Annotated in this window: 28 protein-coding genes; 25 read left to right on the top strand and 3 right to left on the bottom strand. The window is 40.7% G+C overall.

The genetic code is table 11. The annotated features are described in order from the left end of the window. Nucleotides 1-190: 190 nt before the first annotated feature. Together gpmA and rpiA are read right to left on the bottom strand one after the other, a co-directional pair. Nucleotides 191-859, bottom strand: a complete 669-nt coding sequence (gene gpmA, locus ACYSNO_RS08765; RefSeq protein WP_461730697.1) for a 2,3-diphosphoglycerate-dependent phosphoglycerate mutase — start codon at nt 857-859, stop codon at nt 191-193. A 186-nt stretch (nt 860-1,045) separates the two neighbouring features. Continuing rightward, nucleotides 1,046-1,723 (bottom strand): ribose-5-phosphate isomerase RpiA, encoded by a 678-nt coding sequence (rpiA, locus tag ACYSNO_RS08760; protein ID WP_461730696.1) that lies wholly within the window; start codon nt 1,721-1,723, stop codon nt 1,046-1,048. A 293-nt stretch (nt 1,724-2,016) separates the two neighbouring features. Here rpiA and rpsL point away from each other — a divergent pair, with 293 nt between their 5' ends. The 4 genes from rpsL (at nt 2,017) to tuf (ending at nt 6,481) form a co-directional block, all read left to right on the top strand. Continuing rightward, nucleotides 2,017-2,436: a 30S ribosomal protein S12 gene (gene rpsL / locus ACYSNO_RS08755; RefSeq protein ID WP_461730695.1), complete on the top strand. Its 420-nt coding sequence runs from the start codon at nt 2,017-2,019 to the stop codon at nt 2,434-2,436. Between the two features lie 62 nt (nt 2,437-2,498). Next, the gene (gene rpsG / locus ACYSNO_RS08750; protein ID WP_461730694.1) at nt 2,499-2,969 is read left to right on the top strand and encodes a 30S ribosomal protein S7; all 471 of its coding nucleotides are present in this window, start codon (nt 2,499-2,501) and stop codon (nt 2,967-2,969) included. Nucleotides 2,970-3,050: 81 nt separating this feature from the next. Next, nucleotides 3,051-5,138, top strand: coding sequence for an elongation factor G (fusA, locus tag ACYSNO_RS08745; RefSeq protein ID WP_461730693.1), 2,088 nt, complete (start codon nt 3,051-3,053; stop codon nt 5,136-5,138). A 155-nt stretch (nt 5,139-5,293) separates the two neighbouring features. Beyond that, complete coding sequence (gene tuf / locus ACYSNO_RS08740) at nt 5,294-6,481, top strand: elongation factor Tu (protein ID WP_461730692.1); 1,188 nt, start codon at nt 5,294-5,296, stop codon at nt 6,479-6,481. Between the two features lie 30 nt (nt 6,482-6,511). On the opposite strand, the gene ACYSNO_RS08735 is transcribed toward tuf, so the two are convergent. Next, the gene (locus tag ACYSNO_RS08735) at nt 6,512-7,948 is read right to left on the bottom strand and encodes an aminotransferase-like domain-containing protein (protein WP_461730691.1); all 1,437 of its coding nucleotides are present in this window, start codon (nt 7,946-7,948) and stop codon (nt 6,512-6,514) included. A gap of 109 nt (nt 7,949-8,057) precedes the next feature. Here ACYSNO_RS08735 and thiD point away from each other — a divergent pair, with 109 nt between their 5' ends. The 21 genes from thiD (at nt 8,058) to rpsE (ending at nt 18,290) form a co-directional block, all read left to right on the top strand. Next, the gene (gene thiD / locus ACYSNO_RS08730; RefSeq protein ID WP_461730690.1) at nt 8,058-8,885 is read left to right on the top strand and encodes a bifunctional hydroxymethylpyrimidine kinase/phosphomethylpyrimidine kinase; all 828 of its coding nucleotides are present in this window, start codon (nt 8,058-8,060) and stop codon (nt 8,883-8,885) included. Further along, a complete protein-coding gene (locus ACYSNO_RS08725; protein ID WP_461730689.1) occupies nt 8,886-9,425 on the top strand; it encodes an ECF transporter S component in 540 nt (179 codons plus the stop codon). A 324-nt stretch (nt 9,426-9,749) separates the two neighbouring features. Then, nucleotides 9,750-10,058, top strand: a complete 309-nt coding sequence (gene rpsJ / locus ACYSNO_RS08720) for a 30S ribosomal protein S10 (protein WP_005880808.1) — start codon at nt 9,750-9,752, stop codon at nt 10,056-10,058. Nucleotides 10,059-10,080: 22 nt separating this feature from the next. Then, nucleotides 10,081-10,710, top strand: coding sequence for a 50S ribosomal protein L3 (gene rplC, locus ACYSNO_RS08715; RefSeq protein ID WP_461730688.1), 630 nt, complete (start codon nt 10,081-10,083; stop codon nt 10,708-10,710). Nucleotides 10,711-10,740: 30 nt separating this feature from the next. Then, nucleotides 10,741-11,364, top strand: a complete 624-nt coding sequence (rplD, locus tag ACYSNO_RS08710; RefSeq protein ID WP_461730687.1) for a 50S ribosomal protein L4 — start codon at nt 10,741-10,743, stop codon at nt 11,362-11,364. Then, a complete protein-coding gene (locus tag ACYSNO_RS08705; RefSeq protein ID WP_461730686.1) occupies nt 11,364-11,651 on the top strand; it encodes a 50S ribosomal protein L23 in 288 nt (95 codons plus the stop codon). The genes rplD and ACYSNO_RS08705 overlap by 1 nt, the downstream gene beginning before the upstream one ends. Nucleotides 11,652-11,692: 41 nt before the next feature. Further along, the gene (rplB, locus tag ACYSNO_RS08700; RefSeq protein ID WP_461730685.1) at nt 11,693-12,526 is read left to right on the top strand and encodes a 50S ribosomal protein L2; all 834 of its coding nucleotides are present in this window, start codon (nt 11,693-11,695) and stop codon (nt 12,524-12,526) included. 42 nt (nt 12,527-12,568) lie between these two features. Further along, the gene (gene rpsS, locus ACYSNO_RS08695; protein WP_461730684.1) at nt 12,569-12,847 is read left to right on the top strand and encodes a 30S ribosomal protein S19; all 279 of its coding nucleotides are present in this window, start codon (nt 12,569-12,571) and stop codon (nt 12,845-12,847) included. Nucleotides 12,848-12,867: 20 nt separating this feature from the next. Beyond that, a complete protein-coding gene (gene rplV / locus ACYSNO_RS08690) occupies nt 12,868-13,215 on the top strand; it encodes a 50S ribosomal protein L22 (protein ID WP_461730683.1) in 348 nt (115 codons plus the stop codon). Between the two features lie 13 nt (nt 13,216-13,228). Continuing rightward, nucleotides 13,229-13,885, top strand: coding sequence for a 30S ribosomal protein S3 (gene rpsC / locus ACYSNO_RS08685; protein ID WP_461730682.1), 657 nt, complete (start codon nt 13,229-13,231; stop codon nt 13,883-13,885). Nucleotides 13,886-13,887: 2 nt separating this feature from the next. Then, a complete protein-coding gene (gene rplP, locus ACYSNO_RS08680; RefSeq protein ID WP_461730681.1) occupies nt 13,888-14,322 on the top strand; it encodes a 50S ribosomal protein L16 in 435 nt (144 codons plus the stop codon). Continuing rightward, complete coding sequence (rpmC, locus tag ACYSNO_RS08675; RefSeq protein ID WP_461730701.1) at nt 14,312-14,500, top strand: 50S ribosomal protein L29; 189 nt, start codon at nt 14,312-14,314, stop codon at nt 14,498-14,500. The genes rplP and rpmC overlap by 11 nt, the downstream gene beginning before the upstream one ends. Nucleotides 14,501-14,525: 25 nt before the next feature. After that, a complete protein-coding gene (rpsQ, locus tag ACYSNO_RS08670) occupies nt 14,526-14,792 on the top strand; it encodes a 30S ribosomal protein S17 (RefSeq protein WP_461730680.1) in 267 nt (88 codons plus the stop codon). Nucleotides 14,793-14,853: 61 nt separating this feature from the next. Continuing rightward, nucleotides 14,854-15,222: a 50S ribosomal protein L14 gene (rplN, locus tag ACYSNO_RS08665; RefSeq protein WP_461730679.1), complete on the top strand. Its 369-nt coding sequence runs from the start codon at nt 14,854-14,856 to the stop codon at nt 15,220-15,222. Between the two features lie 35 nt (nt 15,223-15,257). Continuing rightward, nucleotides 15,258-15,569, top strand: a complete 312-nt coding sequence (rplX, locus tag ACYSNO_RS08660; RefSeq protein ID WP_461730678.1) for a 50S ribosomal protein L24 — start codon at nt 15,258-15,260, stop codon at nt 15,567-15,569. A 30-nt stretch (nt 15,570-15,599) separates the two neighbouring features. After that, entirely contained in the window at nt 15,600-16,139 is a 540-nt protein-coding gene (gene rplE, locus ACYSNO_RS08655) for a 50S ribosomal protein L5 (RefSeq protein WP_461730677.1), read from the top strand. Between the two features lie 18 nt (nt 16,140-16,157). Then, complete coding sequence (locus ACYSNO_RS08650) at nt 16,158-16,343, top strand: type Z 30S ribosomal protein S14 (RefSeq protein ID WP_204653301.1); 186 nt, start codon at nt 16,158-16,160, stop codon at nt 16,341-16,343. Nucleotides 16,344-16,380: 37 nt separating this feature from the next. Further along, on the top strand, nt 16,381-16,779 hold the full coding sequence (gene rpsH, locus ACYSNO_RS08645; protein ID WP_461730676.1) for a 30S ribosomal protein S8: 399 nt from the start codon (nt 16,381-16,383) through the stop codon (nt 16,777-16,779). A gap of 32 nt (nt 16,780-16,811) precedes the next feature. Beyond that, nucleotides 16,812-17,348 (top strand): 50S ribosomal protein L6, encoded by a 537-nt coding sequence (gene rplF / locus ACYSNO_RS08640; protein ID WP_461730675.1) that lies wholly within the window; start codon nt 16,812-16,814, stop codon nt 17,346-17,348. Nucleotides 17,349-17,412: 64 nt separating this feature from the next. Then, entirely contained in the window at nt 17,413-17,769 is a 357-nt protein-coding gene (gene rplR / locus ACYSNO_RS08635) for a 50S ribosomal protein L18 (protein WP_461730674.1), read from the top strand. Between the two features lie 20 nt (nt 17,770-17,789). After that, a complete protein-coding gene (gene rpsE, locus ACYSNO_RS08630; protein WP_461730673.1) occupies nt 17,790-18,290 on the top strand; it encodes a 30S ribosomal protein S5 in 501 nt (166 codons plus the stop codon). Nucleotides 18,291-18,301: the final 11 nt, after the last annotated feature.

Genomic DNA, 18,301 nt, shown 5'->3' with positions numbered 1-18,301 from the left:
TAGTTACTCACCCAATGAATACCGAAAATTAGCAGCATAAAAAACGCAATCTCAGGATAAAAGATTGCGTTAAACTAAAAGATTGTTTTTTGTTTTTAATACTGTCTACTTGACAGGGGGCAATTCACCTTGGTCTTTCTTCCTGTTTTTACGTTAAAGGGCTTCTGTGTGCTCGAAGCACCTCGATAGGTTACAAGTAATATTTTTTATTGACCGTTAAATCATCATTCAACTCATAAACAAGCGGTTGGCCGGTTGGGATTTCTAAATCCATAATGTCTGCATCGGAGATTCCCTCGATATGTTTGGCAAGAGCCCGTAAGGAGTTTCCGTGAGCCGCAACTAGGACTGTCTTTTGATCGAGTAAGGCAGGAGCGATTTCATCTTGCCAAAATGGCAATGCACGTTCAAGCGTTACTTTCAAGTTTTCTCCTCGAGGGACGTCGTTTGGATCAAGGAAGTGGTATCGTCGATCAGGTTTTTCTTCTGACATTGGAGGCAAGACGTCATATGAACGACGCCAGATGTGAACTTGTTCATCCCCGTACTTCTCTCGCGTCGCTTGTTTGTTTAAGCCTTGTAGTGCGCCATAATGGCGTTCATTCAAGCGCCAAGTCTTAATTTGTGGGACCCAGAGTTGGTTGCTTTCTTCTAAAATGAAATTACAGGTTCGAATGGCACGGGTTAAAACGGAAGTGTAAGCAATATCGAATTCAATGTTCGCTTCTTTAATTTTTCTACCACCCGCAATCGCTTCTTCGACTCCTTCGGGTGCTAAATCGACATCGGTCCAACCGGTGAATAAATCCAGTTTGTTCCACTCGCTTAAACCATGACGGACAAAGACTAATTTTGGCATAGAAAATTCCTCCTCAAGCTTCTTTTTATGAATCTGCTTTCACCTATAACCTTACACCTAAAAAAGAAAAAATGCCATTAAAAGTGGGGCGAACAATAAAAATTTGAAGAGAGGAAAGAAGGGCACGTGTATTTAAAAACAATCCAAGCAGCGCGACTAAAAAGTCATCACTGCTTGGATTGTTTTTTAACGAATATTATCGATCACTTCTGGGCCACTTTCTTTTCCGATAATGACTTTATTTACCATGGATAGGAAAAGACCATGCTCTACGACGCCAACAAGTGTATCAAGTTCTTTGGCTAAAGCAATCGGGTTTTCAATTTTGTCTAAATGTAAATCGATAATTGAGTGACCCGAATCGGTTTTTTTCAAGGTATCGTCGGATGCCATTCGAAAAGCAGGTTGGTACCCTTTTTCTTGGAACAAACGAAAGAGCTGCTCTTGTCCATAGGGGATGACTTCGACTGGAAGGGGGAATTTCCCTAATTGAGGCACCATTTTTGACTCATCAACAATCCAGATGATTTCTTTTGAATATGTTGCAACGACTTTTTCAAACAGTAAGGCCGCTCCGCCTCCTTTAATGCCGTGGAAGTCCGCGCTAATTTCATCTGCGCCATCAATTGTGAGGTCGACATGGTTGACTTCATCAATTGTTTTCACTGGGATGCCAAGTGCGGCTGCTTGTTGTTGTGAAGCGTATGAAGTTGGTACACCTACAATCTTTAGTCCTTCTTCTTTTACTCGACGACCGAGTTCTTCAATCATATAATAGGCTGTCGAACCGGTGCCAAGTCCAACGGTCATTCCATCTTTAATGTAGCTTGCTGCTTTTATTCCAACCATTTCTTTTAAATTCAATCGTATTCCCACCTTTGCATATTCTGAATCTTCTTCATTATATAAGGGTTTTGAAAAAAAGCCTAGCGAGAATCCATAAAAATAAAAAAAATAGATGTTAGCGGTTGACACGATGGTTTTATCGTGATATGATTTCGAAGGTGCTTATATACAGGTCTTTTTTAGACATGCTGACTGTTGAAAGTACAATCAGACAAAAAATGCAAAACATTGCATTATTTTTTATCGCATAAAAAGAACCACCTGGATGTGTGGGACTATAAAAGCGGATTAAGGAAGGAGGAATACAAGGAATGCCTACAATTAACCAATTAGTACGTAAACCTCGTAAATCTCAGGTTGAAAAATCAAATTCACCTGCATTGAACAAAGGATATAACAGTTTCAAGAAAACACACACAAATGTGAACTCACCTCAAAAACGTGGGGTTGCAACTCGTGTGGGAACAATGACACCTAAGAAACCTAACTCGGCGTTACGTAAATATGCTCGTGTTCGTTTATCTAACTTAATTGAAGTGACAGCTTATATCCCAGGGATTGGCCACAACTTACAAGAACACAGTGTTGTCTTATTACGCGGAGGACGTGTAAAAGACTTACCAGGGGTACGTTATCACGTTGTTCGTGGTGCACTAGATACAGCTGGTGTAAACGATCGTAAACAATCTCGTTCTAAATATGGAACAAAACGCCCGAAAGCGGCAAAATAAGCAAATCATTTCATTCGTAAATAATCGAACAAAAAAATATTTTCGTAAAGGAGGAGTTATGGATGCCTCGTAAAGGACCAGTTGCAAAACGTGACGTTTTACCAGATCCGATTTATAACTCAAAAGTAGTCACTCGTTTAATCAACCGTATCATGATTGATGGAAAACGTGGAGTTGCTGCAAACATTATCTACAACTCATTTGACATTATTAAAGAAACAACAGGTAACGATCCATTGGAAGTTTTCGAACAAGCAATGAAGAACGTTATGCCTGTCTTAGAAGTAAAAGCTCGTCGTGTTGGGGGTTCTAACTATCAAGTACCAGTTGAAGTTCGCCCTGAACGTCGTACAACTTTAGGCCTTCGTTGGGTAGCCAACTACGCACGTCTGCGTGGAGAGCACACAATGGAAGAACGTTTAGCAAAAGAAATCATGGATGCAGCGAATAATACTGGTGCTTCTGTGAAAAAACGTGAAGACGTTCATAAAATGGCAGAAGCGAACCGTGCGTTTGCTCACTATCGTTGGTAAGATCCTCCCTACTTTATTTAGTGGAAGGTATATTGCAACCTTAGCTTCAAAGTAAGAATTTGAGAGGAGAACAAACCTAGTATGACAAGAGAATTTTCTTTAGAAAACACTCGTAACATTGGTATCATGGCCCACGTTGATGCTGGTAAAACAACAACAACAGAGCGTATCTTGTATTACACTGGTAAAATCCACAAACTTGGCGAAACCCATGAAGGGGCTTCACAAATGGACTGGATGGAGCAGGAACAAGAACGTGGAATTACAATTACATCAGCTGCTACAACAGCTCAATGGAAAGGTAACCGCGTAAACATCATTGATACTCCAGGACACGTGGACTTCACAATTGAAGTTCAACGTTCATTACGTGTACTTGACGGAGCAGTAACTGTTTTGGACTCACAATCAGGTGTAGAACCACAAACAGAAACAGTTTGGCGTCAAGCGACAGACTATAAAGTACCACGTGCAGTATTCTGTAACAAAATGGATAAAACAGGGGCAGACTTCTTATATTCTGTTTCAACTTTGCATGATCGCTTACAAGCAAATGCACATCCAATTCAATTACCAATCGGTGCAGAAGATACCTTCACAGGTATCATCGACTTGGTAAAAATGAAAGCTGAAATCTATACAAATGATATGGGGACAGATATTCGCGAAGAAGAAATTCCAGCAGAATATTTAGAACAAGCACAAGAATACCGTGAAAAATTAATCGAAGCGGTCGCAGATTTTGATGAAGACTTAATGATGAAATTCCTAGACGGAGAAGAAATCGAAGAGGATGAATTGAAAGCAGCGATTCGTAACGCAACATTAACGGTTGAGTTCTTCCCAGTATTATGTGGAACAGCCTTCAAAAATAAAGGGGTTCAATTGTTACTTGATGCAGTAATTGATTACTTGCCATCACCGATTGATGTTCCTTCAATTAAAGGGATTAACCCGAAAACAGACGAAGAAACAGAACGTGAATCATCTGATGAAGCACCGTTTTCTTCTCTAGCATTTAAAGTAATGACAGATCCGTTCGTTGGTCGTTTAACTTTCTTCCGTGTATATTCTGGCGTATTAAGCTCAGGTTCATACGTATTGAATGCTTCAAAAGGCAAACGCGAACGTGTTGGTCGTATCTTACAAATGCATGCGAACTCTCGTGAAGAAATCCAAGAGGTTTATTCTGGAGATATCGCTGCAGCAGTTGGTTTGAAAGATACAACAACAGGAGACACTTTATGTGACGAAAAAAATCCTGTTATCTTAGAATCAATTGAATTCCCTGATCCAGTTATCGAAGTTGCGGTTGAACCAAAATCAAAAGCAGACCAAGATAAAATGGGTGTGGCCTTACAAAAACTTGCGGAAGAAGATCCGTCATTCCGCGTAACTTCAAACGCTGAAACGGGTGAAACAGTGATCGCAGGTATGGGTGAGCTTCACTTAGACGTGTTAGTTGACCGTATGCGCCGTGAATTCAAAGTTGAGGCAAACGTTGGTGCGCCTCAAGTATCTTACCGTGAAACATTCCGCGCTCCAGCAGATGTTGAAGGGAAATTCGTTCGTCAATCAGGTGGTAAAGGTCAATACGGTCACGTATGGATCGAATTCACTCCGAACGAAGAAGGAGCTGGCTTTGAATTTGAAAACGCGATTGTCGGTGGTGTGGTTCCTCGTGAATACATCCCAGCAGTTGAAAAAGGGTTAGTTGACTCAATGGCTAACGGTGTCTTAGCTGGTTACCCATTAGTTGATATTAAAGCAAAACTTTACGATGGTTCTTACCATGATGTCGATTCAAGTGAAACGGCATTCCGTGTAGCTGCTTCATTAGCGCTACGTGCAGCGGCGAAAAAAGCGAAACCATCTATTCTTGAACCAATGATGAAAGTAACAATCACTGCTCCTGAAGATAACTTAGGAGATATTATGGGACACGTTACTGCTCGTCGTGGACGCGTAGAAGGTATGGAAGCGCATGGTAATGCACAAATTGTAAATGCAATCGTGCCATTATCAGAAATGTTTGGTTACGCAACAACGCTACGTTCTTCAACACAAGGACGTGGAACATTCATGATGGTCTTTGATCACTATGAAGACGTACCAAAATCAATTCAAGAAGAAATCATTAAGAAAAATGGCGGAAGTTCTGCTGAGTAATCTTTTTGATCGATGAAATTTGGCAAATGGCTATGTTTTTTGTTGAATTTCGTGTACAATGTTAGCGATGATATGGGCAAGCAATCTTTTTTGAAAAGGTTGCTTACCTATCAGAATAAAAATAAAATTATAACTTTTTAGGAGGAACATTTAAAATGGCAAAAGAAAAATTTGACCGTTCTAAACCCCATGTGAACATCGGTACTATCGGACACGTTGACCATGGTAAAACTACTTTAACAGCTGCAATCACAACTGTATTATCTAAAAAAGGTTGGGCTGAAGCTTCTGCATACGCTGCAATCGATGGTGCTCCAGAAGAGCGCGAACGTGGAATCACAATTTCAACTTCACACGTAGAGTACGAAACAGAAACTCGTCACTACGCTCACGTGGACTGCCCAGGGCACGCGGACTATGTTAAAAACATGATCACTGGTGCTGCTCAAATGGACGGTGCGATCTTAGTAGTATCTGCTGCTGATGGTCCAATGCCTCAAACTCGCGAGCATATCTTATTATCTCGTAACGTAGGTGTTCCATACATCGTTGTATTCTTAAACAAAATGGATATGGTTGATGATGAAGAATTATTAGAATTAGTAGAAATGGAAGTTCGTGACTTATTATCAGACTACGATTTCCCAGGCGATGACACTCCAGTTGTTGCAGGTTCTGCTTTACGTGCTTTAGAAGGCGACCCAGTATACGAAGAGAAAATCTTCGAATTAATGGCTGCTGTTGACGAGTACATCCCAACACCAGTACGTGATACTGACAAACCATTCATGATGCCAGTTGAGGACGTATTCTCAATCACTGGTCGTGGAACAGTTGCTACAGGACGTGTTGAGCGTGGAGAAGTTCGCGTTGGAGACGTAGTTGAAATCGTTGGTATCGACGAAGAAACGAAAAACACTACGGTAACAGGAGTAGAAATGTTCCGTAAATTATTAGATTACGCTGAAGCAGGCGATAACATCGGTGCTTTATTACGTGGGGTTGCTCGTGAAGACATCCAACGTGGACAAGTATTATCTAAACCAGGATCAATCACTCCACATACTCAATTCGTAGCTGAAGTTTACGTATTAAGTAAAGAAGAGGGTGGACGTCATACACCATTCTTCACTAACTACCGCCCACAATTCTACTTCCGAACAACTGACGTAACTGGCGTTGTTCACTTACAAGAAGGTACTGAAATGGTAATGCCTGGCGATAACGTAACAATCGACGTTGACTTAATCCACCCAATCGCTATTGAAGAAGGAACTCGCTTCTCAATCCGTGAAGGCGGACGTACTGTTGGTTCAGGCGTTGTAACTACTATTAAAAAATAATAGTCGCTAAAATGAAAAGCGAGAGAAGGTTTAAAACCCTTTCTCTCGTTTTTTTTGTTTGATTTTTTTTGTGATTCGCTGAAGTTTTTCGAAAAAACAAGCCTGATCCGTTTCGTTTAAGCGGGTGTAATTCAATCGAAAGTGATTTGTTGTTTGCCCGAATAAAAAAGAGGGGGCAATTGCAACCTTTTCTTCTAAGAATAAGTCCCAATCTTTACGTTTTAAATTCCCGTGTTTCCAAGTAATCCAATAATACAATCCTCCTTGAATAGGCAGGCAATGCCAATCTGCCGCGAATGCTTGAAATCCTTGTTCAAATGTTTGTTGGCGTTTTTTTAGTTCTTCTAGTAATTGCTGATGTTTCTTTTGGTAGTCAGGAGCGGTCAATGCGCTGGTTGCTAATAACTGTGGAAAAAGTTCGGTTTCTTGTTCGGTTTGAAGTTTGGTTAAAGTTAGTTGATTAATCAGTTGTGGACTCGCATAAATCCATCCAATCTTAATTCGAGAACTGAATAGTTTTGAGAAAGAACCTAGATAAATCACCTGCTCAGGAGCAAGTTCTTTCAATGAAGGTGCACGCATTTGAGTGTTTAAATCAGCGAAAATATCATCCTCGATGATCGGGATGGCGTATTTTTGGCACAAAGCAAGAATCTCTTGTCTACGTTGTAAAGACATGGTCAGACTTGTTGGATTTTGGTAATTGGGATTGAGGTAGAGCGCCCGAATTCTTCCCTGTAAAATCTTTTTTTCGAGTTCTTGGCAATCGATGCCTAGGTGGTCTTGTTTGATACCGATGCATCGGATACCTAAAGGGGCGAAAATCGGTAATGAAAATAAAAAAGAATTTTCTTCAGTTGCTAAAACGTCGCCTTGTTGTAAAAGATTTTGAAGTAGTAAGATCAATCCTTGAGTCGAACCGGATGTAATCAATACTTTTTGATTTGTCTGAGGTTGCTGCATTTCTGTCGCTAATTTTTGTTGGATGAAAGTTTTTAAAGGTTCATAGCCAACGGCTGTTTTCTTTTTTTCTTCAAGAATGAGTTTTTCCCATGAAATCGATGGGAAATGAAAATCAGGAATTAATTCAAGGGGTAAGTCTCCAGTAAAGCCGTCGAGAGTTTTTTCGTCCGTTAATTGCTCTTTGATCGCTGTCGTGTAGGTATCTTCTTGGAAGTGAGAACGACCAAGTAAACGAATGAAAGGGCTTGGTATGGGGGAGTGTTCGGGATGTCGTTCAGCAATGATTGTTCCGCTACCGTGGATGCGAAGTAACCAACCAAGGCTCGCTAACTCTTCTAGTGCACGCACAACTGTCGAGCGGTTGACTTGATAGCGTTCGGCTAACTTCCGTTCAGCAAGCAGTGATTCGCCAGGAGTTAGCTCGCCCATTTGGATTTGTTGAATCAAATGCGTCATAATTTGTTGGTATAGTGGTTCTTTTTTTTCTTTATTTGGTTGCCACATGCGACTCGCTCCTTTTATTTAAAGTGGATGGTATTAAAATAGTCCAATTGGCTGTTTTCGTCAAGTTTTCTCTCATGTATACTCGTATGAAAGAGAAAGGGGGGATCACATGAAGCGAGCATTAACCATTGCAGGTTCGGATTCAACCGGTGGTGCCGGTATTCAAGCAGATTTAAAAACGTTTCAAGAATATGGTGTTTTTGGTATTTCAAGTCTAACAGCCATTGTAACAATGGATCCAAAACAAGGTTGGAGTCATGAAGTAACAAGTCTTTCTGAAGAATTAGTAGAAAAACAACTGGTTTCTGCTTTTGCAGGACAACCCATCGATGCGTTAAAAACAGGGATGTTAGGAAATGAAAGAAATATTCAACGAGCAAGTCAGTGGATTGAAAAGCAACAAATGACCAAGCTTGTCGTTGATCCAGTTATTGCATGTAAAGGAACGGCTCAAATTTTACAACCTGAAAGTGTGGTCGGTTTAAAACGTGACTTGATTCCACAAGCGTTAATCGTCACACCTAATTTAGTCGAAGCGGGCATCTTGTCTGAAATTGGAGACTTAAGGAATTTAGAAATGCTGAAAGAAGCAGCACGTGTCATTTACCAACAAGGAGCGAAAAATGTTGTCATCAAAGGTGGCGCTCGATTTTCTTATGGGAACATCGCTCTCGATCTTTTTTATGACGGGCGGACATTTGAATATATAGAAGGTCCATTGTTTTCAACGACCTTTAATCATGGTGCCGGCTGCACGTTCTCAGCTGCTATCACGGCGGGACTTGCGAATGGGCAAACCGTCTTCGAGTCGATTGTCCAAGCAAAAACTTTCGTCGCTGCGGCGATTCAGCAAGGAGTCGCCTTTAACGCGCATGTTGGTCACGTTTGGCATGGAGCATACAATCATGCGCAAGAACGAATGAAGGAGGTTCACTAGATGAGAAAGGAATCCGCTATAAAGAAAACCATCGATGTTGCCTTGTTTGCGGCTTTAACCGTCATTGGAACGATGATAAAAATCCCGATGCCAACCGGTGCGTTTATCCATTTGGGCAACGCAGTCTTACTACTAGCAGTCTTATTGCTAGGCTATCGTAAAGGAGCGTTAGCGGGTGGGCTTGGGTTTCTGCTTTTTGATGTGTTAAATGGCTACGTGACCGAGGCTCCTTATTTTTTAGTTGAAAGTTTTATTGTGGGAGGCTTTGCTTATGGTGCCTTTCTTCTATTTAAAAAGCAGCCCACCAAAATCTGGCAATTATTGGTAATCGGTGGGGTGACAGGGATTGCTAAACTGCTGATGACACAGTTGAAAAATACCGTGATGTTATGGATATTAGGGAGTGATTGGGGGAATGCTTTTGCTGGCGCGGCGTTGAAGCTTCCGGCGAGCATCATTAATGTCTTATCGACGATGTTCCTAGTCGCCTTGATCTATTTTCCGCTGCAACGGATCTTCCAGCGTGGTTTGTCAGATTAAAGGGATCAAAAATGCGTGAAAGGTTTTTCAAAAGACTGAATGCACGCATTTTTCTTGGATTGTGTACTAGAAAAAGAATAAACTGAAAGAAACTTGCTATTTTTTGAAAAAAAGCAGTGAAAAAGCTTGCTATTATCTTTCATTCATAATATAATCATACAGGTGCTGTTTACATCAAGTAGTGAACGCACTGGTAAAAAGATTTTTTTACCGGCTAGGAAACGAGAGGTTGCGACACGCCCGGACGCTTTGCCATGGACGAGCGTGACGGAAAAATTTTCGTGGAGCTATGTCTACTTATGAAAGAGGCGAGGAGGGAAAATAATGGCAAAACAAAAAATTCGTATCCGTTTAAAAGCGTATGAACACCGTATTTTAGATCAATCAGCGGACAAAATTGTAGAAACTGCAAAAAGAACTGGTGCTAGCGTGTCTGGTCCAATTCCATTACCAACAGAGCGTAGTCTATACACTGTTATCCGTGCGACACATAAATACAAAGATTCACGCGAGCAATTCGAAATGCGTACACACAAACGTCTAATCGACATTGTGAACCCAACACCGAAAACAGTTGATGCTTTAATGAAGCTAGACTTACCATCAGGTGTGAACATTGAAATCAAATTATAATTAGTAAAGTGGAGGTGTAATCATGACCAAAGGAATCTTAGGGAAAAAAGTGGGAATGACTCAAATCTTTACGGAATCTGGTGAATTAATTCCAGTAACAGTAATCGAAGCAACACCAAACGTTGTCTTACAATTAAAAACTGTAGCAACAGATGGTTACGAAGCTGTACAAGTTGGTTACCAAGATAAACGTGAGGTTTTAAGTAACAAACCTGCGAAAGGTCATGTTTCAAAAGCAAACACGGCTCCTAAGCGCTTCATTCGCGAATTCAAGAATGTTGAGCTAGAGGGCTTAGAAGTAGGATCAGAAATTAAAGTTGACGTATTCTCAGCAGGCGATATCGTTGATGTTACAGGAACTTCAAAAGGTAAAGGATTCCAAGGCGTTATTAAACGTCATGGCCAAGCGCGTGGACCAATGTCTCACGGATCTCGTTACCACCGTCGTCCTGGTTCAATGGGAGCAGTTGCTGCGAACCGTGTGTTCAAAGGGAAAAAACTTGCTGGCCGTATGGGTGGCGACCGTATCACTATCCAAAACTTGGAAATTGTACGTGTTGACTTAGAACGTAACGCAATTATGATCAAAGGTAACGTTCCTGGAGCGAAAAAATCATTGATTACTATTAAATCAGCTGTGAAAGCTAAATAAATTAGATAGGAAGAAAGGAGGAACTAAGGAATGCCGAATGTAGCATTATTTAAACAAGATGGAAGCCAAATTGGCGAAATTACTTTAAACGAAGAAATCTTCGGAATCGAACCGAATGAATCAGTTGTCTACGATGCAATCATCATGCAACGTGCTTCATTAAGACAAGGAACACACGCGGTTAAAAACCGTAGTGCAGTTCGTGGCGGTGGTCGTAAACCGTGGAGACAAAAAGGAACTGGACGTGCGCGTCAAGGTTCAATTCGTTCACCACAATGGCGTGGAGGAGGAGTTGTCTTTGGACCAACACCTCGTTCATACAGCTACAAACTTCCTAAAAAAGTTCGTCGCTTAGCAATTAAATCTGTTTTATCAGGACTGGTTGCTGAAAATAACTTGGTTGTCGTTGATGCATTAAACTTTGACGCACCAAAAACACAAGAATTCAAACAAGTACTTGCAAACTTATCAATTGATAAGAAAGTATTAGTTGTATTAGAAGAAGGTAACGATTTTGCAGCATTGTCTGCTCGTAACTTACCAAACGTTTCTGTGATTGCATCGAACAACGTAACTGTTTTAGATATCGTAGCAAACGATAAAGTATTAGCAACACAAACTGCTCTTACTCAAATTGAGGAGGTGCTTGCATAATGAACTTATTAGACGTAATCAAACGCCCAGTAATCACTGAGAAATCAATGCTAGCGATGGACGAGAAAAAGTATACTTTTGACGTTGATACGCGCGCAAACAAAGTTTTAGTGAAACAAGCTGTAGAAGCTGCTTTTGATGTGAAAGTGAAAGACGTAAACGTAATTAACGTACGTCCGAAATTTAAACGTGTAGGAAAATATGCAGGATATACAAACAAACGTCGCAAAGCGATTGTGACATTAACTGAAGATTCAAAAGCAATCGAATTATTCTCAGCGGAGTAATCCCTGAGTCGTAATCTTATTAACATAGGAGGGAAAATGACGTGGCAATCAAAAAGTATAAAGCTACCACAAATGGTCGCCGTAATATGACAGCTTCTGACTTTGCTGAAATTACTACAGCAACTCCAGAGAAATCATTATTATCACCATTAAAAAACCATGCCGGTCGTAACAACAAGGGACGCATTACTGTACGCCATCATGGTGGCGGACACAAACGTCAATACCGTATCATCGACTTCAAGCGTAACAAAGATAACGTTGTTGCACTTGTTAAAACGATTGAATATGATCCAAACCGTTCTGCTAACATCGCGTTAGTACATTACGAGGATGGAGTAAAAGCATACATTCTAGCACCGAAAGGATTAGAAGTAGGTATGCGTCTTGTTTCTGGACCAGAAGCAGATATTAAAGTAGGGAACGCGTTACCACTAGCAAACATTCCAGTTGGTACGGTCGTTCACAACATCGAATTAAAACCTGGAAAAGGTGGACAATTAATTCGTTCAGCTGGAACAAGTGCACAAGTACTTGGTAAAGAAGGCAAATACGTTTTAATCCGTCTAAACTCAGGCGAGGTTCGTATGATCTTAGCAACTTGCCGTGCAACAATCGGTTCAGTTGGTAACGAACAACACGAATTAATCAATATTGGTAAAGCTGGCCGTTCGCGCTGGATGCGTAAGCGCCCAACTGTTCGCGGTAGCGTAATGAACCCGAACGATCACCCACACGGTGGTGGTGAAGGGAAAGCGCCAATCGGGCTTAAAGCACCATTATCACCATGGGGCAAACCAGCTATTGGTTACAAAACTCGTAATAAGAAAGCTCAATCAGACAAACATATCGTTCGTCGTCGTAATGAAAAATAATTACACTAACCATGTGTTGCACATTTTGAGAGGAGGTTCACCATGGGTCGTAGTCTAAAAAAAGGGCCTTTCGTTGATGCTCATTTAATGAAAAAGGTCGACGCACAAGCGGGCGTTGAAAAGAAAAAAGTAATTAAAACTTGGTCACGTCGTTCAACAATCTTCCCAAGTTTTATCGGTTTCACCATCGCTGTCTATGATGGACGTAAACACGTACCTGTTTACATCCAAGAAGATATGGTAGGACATAAATTAGGTGAATTTGCACCAACAAGAACTTATCGCGGACACGTTGCTGACGATAAGAAAACAAGACGTTAATCTGAGGGGAGGATATACAGATGGCAGAACAAATTACATCAGCGAAAGCAACTGCTAAAACAGTTCGCGTTTCTCCTCGCAAATCACGCCTTGTCATTGATTTAGTTAGAGGGAAAAGCGTTGCAGAAGCAATTGCAATCTTAAAATTTACACCAAACAAAGCTGCTGGAATCATCGAAAAAGTTTTGATGTCCGCAGTAGCTAACGCAGAAAACAACTTCGACTTAGATGTTGAAAACCTGGTAGTATCTGAAGCTTTTGTGAACGAAGGACCAACGATGAAACGTTTCCGTCCACGTGCAAAAGGCTCGGCTTCTCCAATCAACAAACGCACAAGTCATGTGACGGTTGTCGTATCAGAAAAATAAGGAGGGACATTCAGTGGGTCAAAAAATACATCCAATTGGAATGCGTGTAGGCATCATCCGTGACTGGGATGCGAAATGGTATGCTGAGAAAGACTATGCAGACTTTTTACACGAAGATTTGAAAATTCGTAAATACATTGCAACAAAACTTGCTGATGCCGCAGTGTCAACTGTAGAAATCGAACGTGCCGCTAACCGCGTGAACGTATCCATTCATACAGCTCGACCAGGTATGGTTATCGGTAAAGGTGGTTCTGAAGTTGAAAGCCTAAGAACTCAATTAAACAAATTAACTGGTAAGAAAGTACACATCAACATCGTAGAAATCAAAAAACCAGATTTAGATGCAAAATTAGTTGGTGAAGGAATCGCACGTCAATTAGAAAACCGTGTTGCTTTCCGTCGTGCTCAAAAACAAGCAATCCAACGCACAATGCGCGCAGGCGCTCAAGGAATTAAAACACAAGTATCCGGTCGTTTAAACGGTGCAGATATTGCTCGTAGCGAAGGATATTCTGAAGGAACAGTTCCGTTACATACATTACGTGCAGACATTGATTATGCATGGGAAGAAGCAGATACAACATACGGTAAACTAGGAGTTAAAGTGTGGATTTATCGTGGAGAAATTCTTCCAACTAAAAAAAACACTGAGAAAGGAGGGAAATAAGCATGTTAGTACCTAAACGTGTTAAACACCGTCGTGAATTCCGTGGTAAAATGCGTGGAGAAGCTAAAGGTGGAAAAGAAGTATCATTTGGTGAATACGGCTTACAAGCTGTAGAATCACACTGGATCACAAACCGCCAGATCGAAGCATCTCGTATCGCTATGACTCGTTACATGAAACGTGGTGGGAAAGTATGGATCAAAATTTTCCCTCATAAATCATATACAAGTAAAGCAATCGGCGTTCGTATGGGTAAAGGTAAAGGGGCTCCAGAAGGATGGGTATCTCCAGTAAAACGTGGAAAAATCATGTTTGAAGTTGCGGGTGTACCTGAAGAAGTAGCGCGTGAAGCATTACGTCTTGCATCACACAAATTACCAATCAAAACAAAGATTGTAAAACGTGAAGAAATGGGTGGTGAATCGAATGAAGGTTAAAGAAATCAGAGAATTAACCACTGCCGAAATGCTAGAGCAAGAAAAACAATTAAAAGAAGAATTGTTTAACTTACGATTCCAATTAGCAACCGGACAATTAGAAAACACTGCACGTATTAAAGAAGTACGTAAATCGATTGCACGCATTAAAACAGTATTGCGTGAACAAGTAAAGTAATATTTGGAAGGAGGCCGTTTAGCGTATGACTGAGGAAAGAAATCAACGCAAAGTTTATCAAGGTCGTGTAGAGTCCGACAAAATGGACAAAACAATTACAGTTGTTGTAGAGACAAAACGTAACCACAAAACTTATGGTAAACAAATGAAATACTCTAAGAAATACAAAGCTCACGATGAGAACAACGAAGCAAAAATCGGTGATATCGTGAAAATTATGGAAACTCGTCCATTATCAGCTACAAAGCGTTTCCGTCTAGTAGAAATCATTGAAAAAGCAGTGATTATTTAATAATCACACGAGGTTTTCCTATATAGATTGAATTGCAAAATCTGAAAGGAGGATACACATCGTGATCCAACAAGAAAGTCGTTTAAAAGTCGCAGATAACTCAGGCGCTCGTGAAATCTTAACGATCAAAGTCCTTGGTGGCTCAGGCCGTAAAACTGCTAACATTGGTGACGTAATCGTTGCTACTGTCAAACAAGCAACGCCAGGTGGGGTTGTCAAAAAAGGTGAAATCGTAAAAGCTGTCATCGTTCGTACTAAATCAGGCGCACGCCGTACAGATGGTTCATATATTAAATTCGACGAAAATGCTGCGGTAATTATCCGTGATGATAAGAGCCCTCGTGGAACGCGTATCTTTGGCCCAGTTGCTCGTGAATTACGCGAAAACAACTTCATGAAGATCGTTTCACTAGCACCAGAAGTCTTATAATTCTTACTCATTATCAAAGGAGGTGCGAAACAATAATGTTTGTTAAAAAAGGCGATAAAGTTAAAGTTATCACTGGAAAAGACAAGAACAAAGAGGCAATCGTTCTAGCAACGTTACCTAAGCAAGAGAAAGTTGTTGTCGAAGGTGTAAACATCGTGAAAAAACACCAAAAACCTTCTCAAGCAGCCCCACAAGGTGGCATCGTTGAAATGGAGGCACCCATTCATGTTTCTAATGTAATGGTGATTGATCCTTCTACTGGCGAAGCAACACGTGTAGGCTACAAAGAAGTCGATGGTAAAAAAGTCCGCGTTTCTAAGAAATCCGGAGCAGTTATTGATAAATAATCTAAATTAAGGAAGGAGGGGCTTATTGTAATGAACCGCCTTAAAGAAAAATATAATAAAGAAGTTGTCCCAACATTAGTTGAGAAATTCGAATACAAATCAGTCATGCAAGCACCAAAAGTTGAGAAGATTGTTGTCAACATGGGTGTTGGTGAAGCAGTATCTAACGCGAAAGCATTAGACAAAGCTGTTGAAGAATTACAAATTATTACAGGTCAAAAACCTTTAATTACAAAAGCGAAAAAATCGATTGCTGGATTCCGTTTACGTGATGGGATGCCAATCGGTGCAAAAGTTACTTTACGTGGGGAAAGAATGTACGAATTTTTAGATAAATTAGTAACAGTTGCTTTACCTCGTGTACGTGACTTCCATGGCGTAAGCAAAAAAGCTTTCGACGGACGTGGAAACTACACTTTAGGTGTGAAAGAACAATTAATCTTCCCAGAAGTTGATTACGATTTAGTAGATAAAGTACGTGGGATGGATATTGTTATTGTAACGACTGCCAACACAGATGAAGAATCTCGTGAATTGTTAACACAATTAGGCATGCCATTCCAAAAATAAAAAAAGGAGGCGAACTACGTGGCTAAGAAGTCAATGATTGCTAAGCACAATCGTCCTGCAAAATTCTCAACACAACAAAATTCACGTTGCGAACGTTGTGGACGTCCACATTCAGTTTATCGTAAATTTAAGCTTTGCCGTATTTGCTTCCGCGAACTTGCCTACAAAGGACAAATTCCCGGCGTGAAGAAAGCAAGCTGGTAAACACAAGCAAACTTGCATAAAGGAGGTAAAACATCTAATGGTCATGACAGATCCAATTGCAGATTTTCTAACGCGCATTCGTAATGCCAATATGGTAAAACACGATGTATTAGAAGTACCTGCTTCAAAAATTAAACGTGACATCGCTGAAATCTTAAAACAAGAAGGTTTTATCCGTGATGTTGAATATATCGAAGATGATAAACAAGGCGTAATCCGTGTATTCCTTAAATATGGAAGAACAGGTGAGCGTGTTATCACAAACTTAAAACGTATTTCTAAACCAGGCTTACGTGCATATGTCAAAGCTGACGAAGTACCAAAAGTATTAAACGGTTTAGGTATTGCAATCATCTCAACTTCTGAAGGTGTCATCACTGATAAAGAAGCGAGAGCGAAAAATGTTGGTGGCGAAGTAGTCGCTTACGTTTGGTAATTTAAAATTCATACACAAGGAGGTGTCTCTAAGTGAGTCGTATCGGTAATAAATTAGTCGTGATTCCCGCAGGTGTTGAAGTAACACAAAACGGAAATGACATTACAGTTAAAGGACCTAAAGGAGAATTAACTCGTACTTTCTCTTCAGACATTACAATGAACGTAGAAGGAAACGAAGTAACATTCACTCGTCCAAATGATAGTAAAGACATGAAAACAATTCATGGAACTACTCGTGCAAACTTCAATAACATGGTTGTTGGTGTGAGCGAAGGGTTCCAAAAAGCTTTAGAGTTAATCGGGGTAGGGTACCGTGCACAATTACAAGGAACAAAACTTGTATTGAATGTTGGTTACTCTCATCCAGTTGAGATCGATGCACCTACAGGAACAACAATTGAAGTTCCTTCAGCAACATCTGTGATCGTTAAAGGGATTGACAAAGAAGTATTAGGTGAATTAGCAGCGAATATTCGTGGCGTTCGTCCTCCAGAACCGTATAAAGGCAAAGGAATTCGCTATGTTGGTGAATTTGTACGCCGTAAAGAAGGTAAAACTGGTAAATAATCTTCGTAAAACAGTGCTTTTACGAAGCGCGGCTTAGGCTAGCATTTTAAAAGAGGTGACAATTGTGATTACAAAACCAGCTAGAAATAAAACACGTCAAAATAGACATAAACGTGTACGTAATAAAATTTCTGGTACTGCTGAGTGCCCACGCTTGAACGTTTTTCGTTCTAACAAAAACATCTACGCTCAAATTATTGATGACGTAGCGGGTGTGACGCTAGCAAGTGCCTCTGCCTTAGATAAAGAAATCTCAGGTGCAAACAAAACGGAACAAGCACAAGCTGTCGGTAAATTAATCGCAGATCGTGCAACAGCAAAAGGTATTAAAGAAGTAGTCTTTGACCGTGGTGGGTACCTTTACCATGGCCGTGTAGCAGCATTAGCAACAGCCGCTCGCGAAAATGGACTAGAATTTTAAGAGAAGGAGGAACACCATTCATGGTTTATATCGATCCAAAACATTTGGAATTAGAAGACCGCGTTGTTGCGATTAACCGCGTAACAAAAGTTGTTAAAGGTGGACGCCGTTTACGTTTTGCAGCTTTAGTAATCGTTGGAGATAAAAATGGACATGTAGGATTTGGAACTGGTAAAGCACAAGAAGTACCAGAAGCAATCCGCAAAGCCGTTGAGAACGCTAAGAAAAACTTGATTGAAGTGCCAATCGTTGGAACAACAATCCCTCATGATGTCATTGGAACATACAGTGGCGGAAATGTCTTAATGAAACCTGCTGTAGAGGGGTCTGGGGTTGCCGCTGGTGGAACCGTTCGTGCGGTCTTAGAATTAGCTGGAGTGAATGACATCACAACGAAATCTCTAGGTTCAAGCACACCAATCAACGTTGTTCGTGCAGTTGTTGATGGATTAACACAATTAAAACGCGCAGAAGAAGTGGCAGCACTTCGCGGTAAATCTGTAGAAGAACTAATCGGTTAAGGAGGACAAGA

Source organism: Enterococcus sp. LJL98 (genome assembly GCF_054871745.1).
The sequence above is the reverse complement of the archived record's forward strand: the minus strand, read 5'-3'. Positions and strand labels throughout refer to the sequence as shown.

Bases quoted from the DNA above. Each gene is read 5' to 3' on its own strand.
- thiD (WP_461730690.1), top strand. From the start codon at position 8,058: ATGAAGCGAGCATTAACCATTGCAGGTTCGGATTCAACCGGTGGTGCC.
- rpsQ (WP_461730680.1), top strand. From the start codon at position 14,526: ATGACTGAGGAAAGAAATCAACGCAAAGTTTATCAAGGTCGTGTAGAG.
- rplX (WP_461730678.1), top strand. From the start codon at position 15,258: ATGTTTGTTAAAAAAGGCGATAAAGTTAAAGTTATCACTGGAAAAGAC.
- rpsE (WP_461730673.1), top strand. From the start codon at position 17,790: ATGGTTTATATCGATCCAAAACATTTGGAATTAGAAGACCGCGTTGTT.
- tuf (WP_461730692.1), top strand. From the start codon at position 5,294: ATGGCAAAAGAAAAATTTGACCGTTCTAAACCCCATGTGAACATCGGT.
- rpsJ (WP_005880808.1), top strand. From the start codon at position 9,750: ATGGCAAAACAAAAAATTCGTATCCGTTTAAAAGCGTATGAACACCGT.
- rpsS (WP_461730684.1), top strand. From the start codon at position 12,569: ATGGGTCGTAGTCTAAAAAAAGGGCCTTTCGTTGATGCTCATTTAATG.
- rpsH (WP_461730676.1), top strand. From the start codon at position 16,381: ATGGTCATGACAGATCCAATTGCAGATTTTCTAACGCGCATTCGTAAT.
- rplC (WP_461730688.1), top strand. From the start codon at position 10,081: ATGACCAAAGGAATCTTAGGGAAAAAAGTGGGAATGACTCAAATCTTT.
- ACYSNO_RS08705 (WP_461730686.1), top strand. From the start codon at position 11,364: ATGAACTTATTAGACGTAATCAAACGCCCAGTAATCACTGAGAAATCA.
- fusA (WP_461730693.1), top strand. From the start codon at position 3,051: ATGACAAGAGAATTTTCTTTAGAAAACACTCGTAACATTGGTATCATG.
- rpmC (WP_461730701.1), top strand. From the start codon at position 14,312: ATGAAGGTTAAAGAAATCAGAGAATTAACCACTGCCGAAATGCTAGAG.
- rplE (WP_461730677.1), top strand. From the start codon at position 15,600: ATGAACCGCCTTAAAGAAAAATATAATAAAGAAGTTGTCCCAACATTA.
- rpsL (WP_461730695.1), top strand. From the start codon at position 2,017: ATGCCTACAATTAACCAATTAGTACGTAAACCTCGTAAATCTCAGGTT.
- ACYSNO_RS08735 (WP_461730691.1), bottom strand. From the start codon at position 7,948: ATGTGGCAACCAAATAAAGAAAAAAAAGAACCACTATACCAACAAATT.
- rplP (WP_461730681.1), top strand. From the start codon at position 13,888: ATGTTAGTACCTAAACGTGTTAAACACCGTCGTGAATTCCGTGGTAAA.
- rplD (WP_461730687.1), top strand. From the start codon at position 10,741: ATGCCGAATGTAGCATTATTTAAACAAGATGGAAGCCAAATTGGCGAA.
- rplV (WP_461730683.1), top strand. From the start codon at position 12,868: ATGGCAGAACAAATTACATCAGCGAAAGCAACTGCTAAAACAGTTCGC.
- gpmA (WP_461730697.1), bottom strand. From the start codon at position 859: ATGCCAAAATTAGTCTTTGTCCGTCATGGTTTAAGCGAGTGGAACAAA.
- rpsG (WP_461730694.1), top strand. From the start codon at position 2,499: ATGCCTCGTAAAGGACCAGTTGCAAAACGTGACGTTTTACCAGATCCG.
- ACYSNO_RS08725 (WP_461730689.1), top strand. From the start codon at position 8,886: ATGAGAAAGGAATCCGCTATAAAGAAAACCATCGATGTTGCCTTGTTT.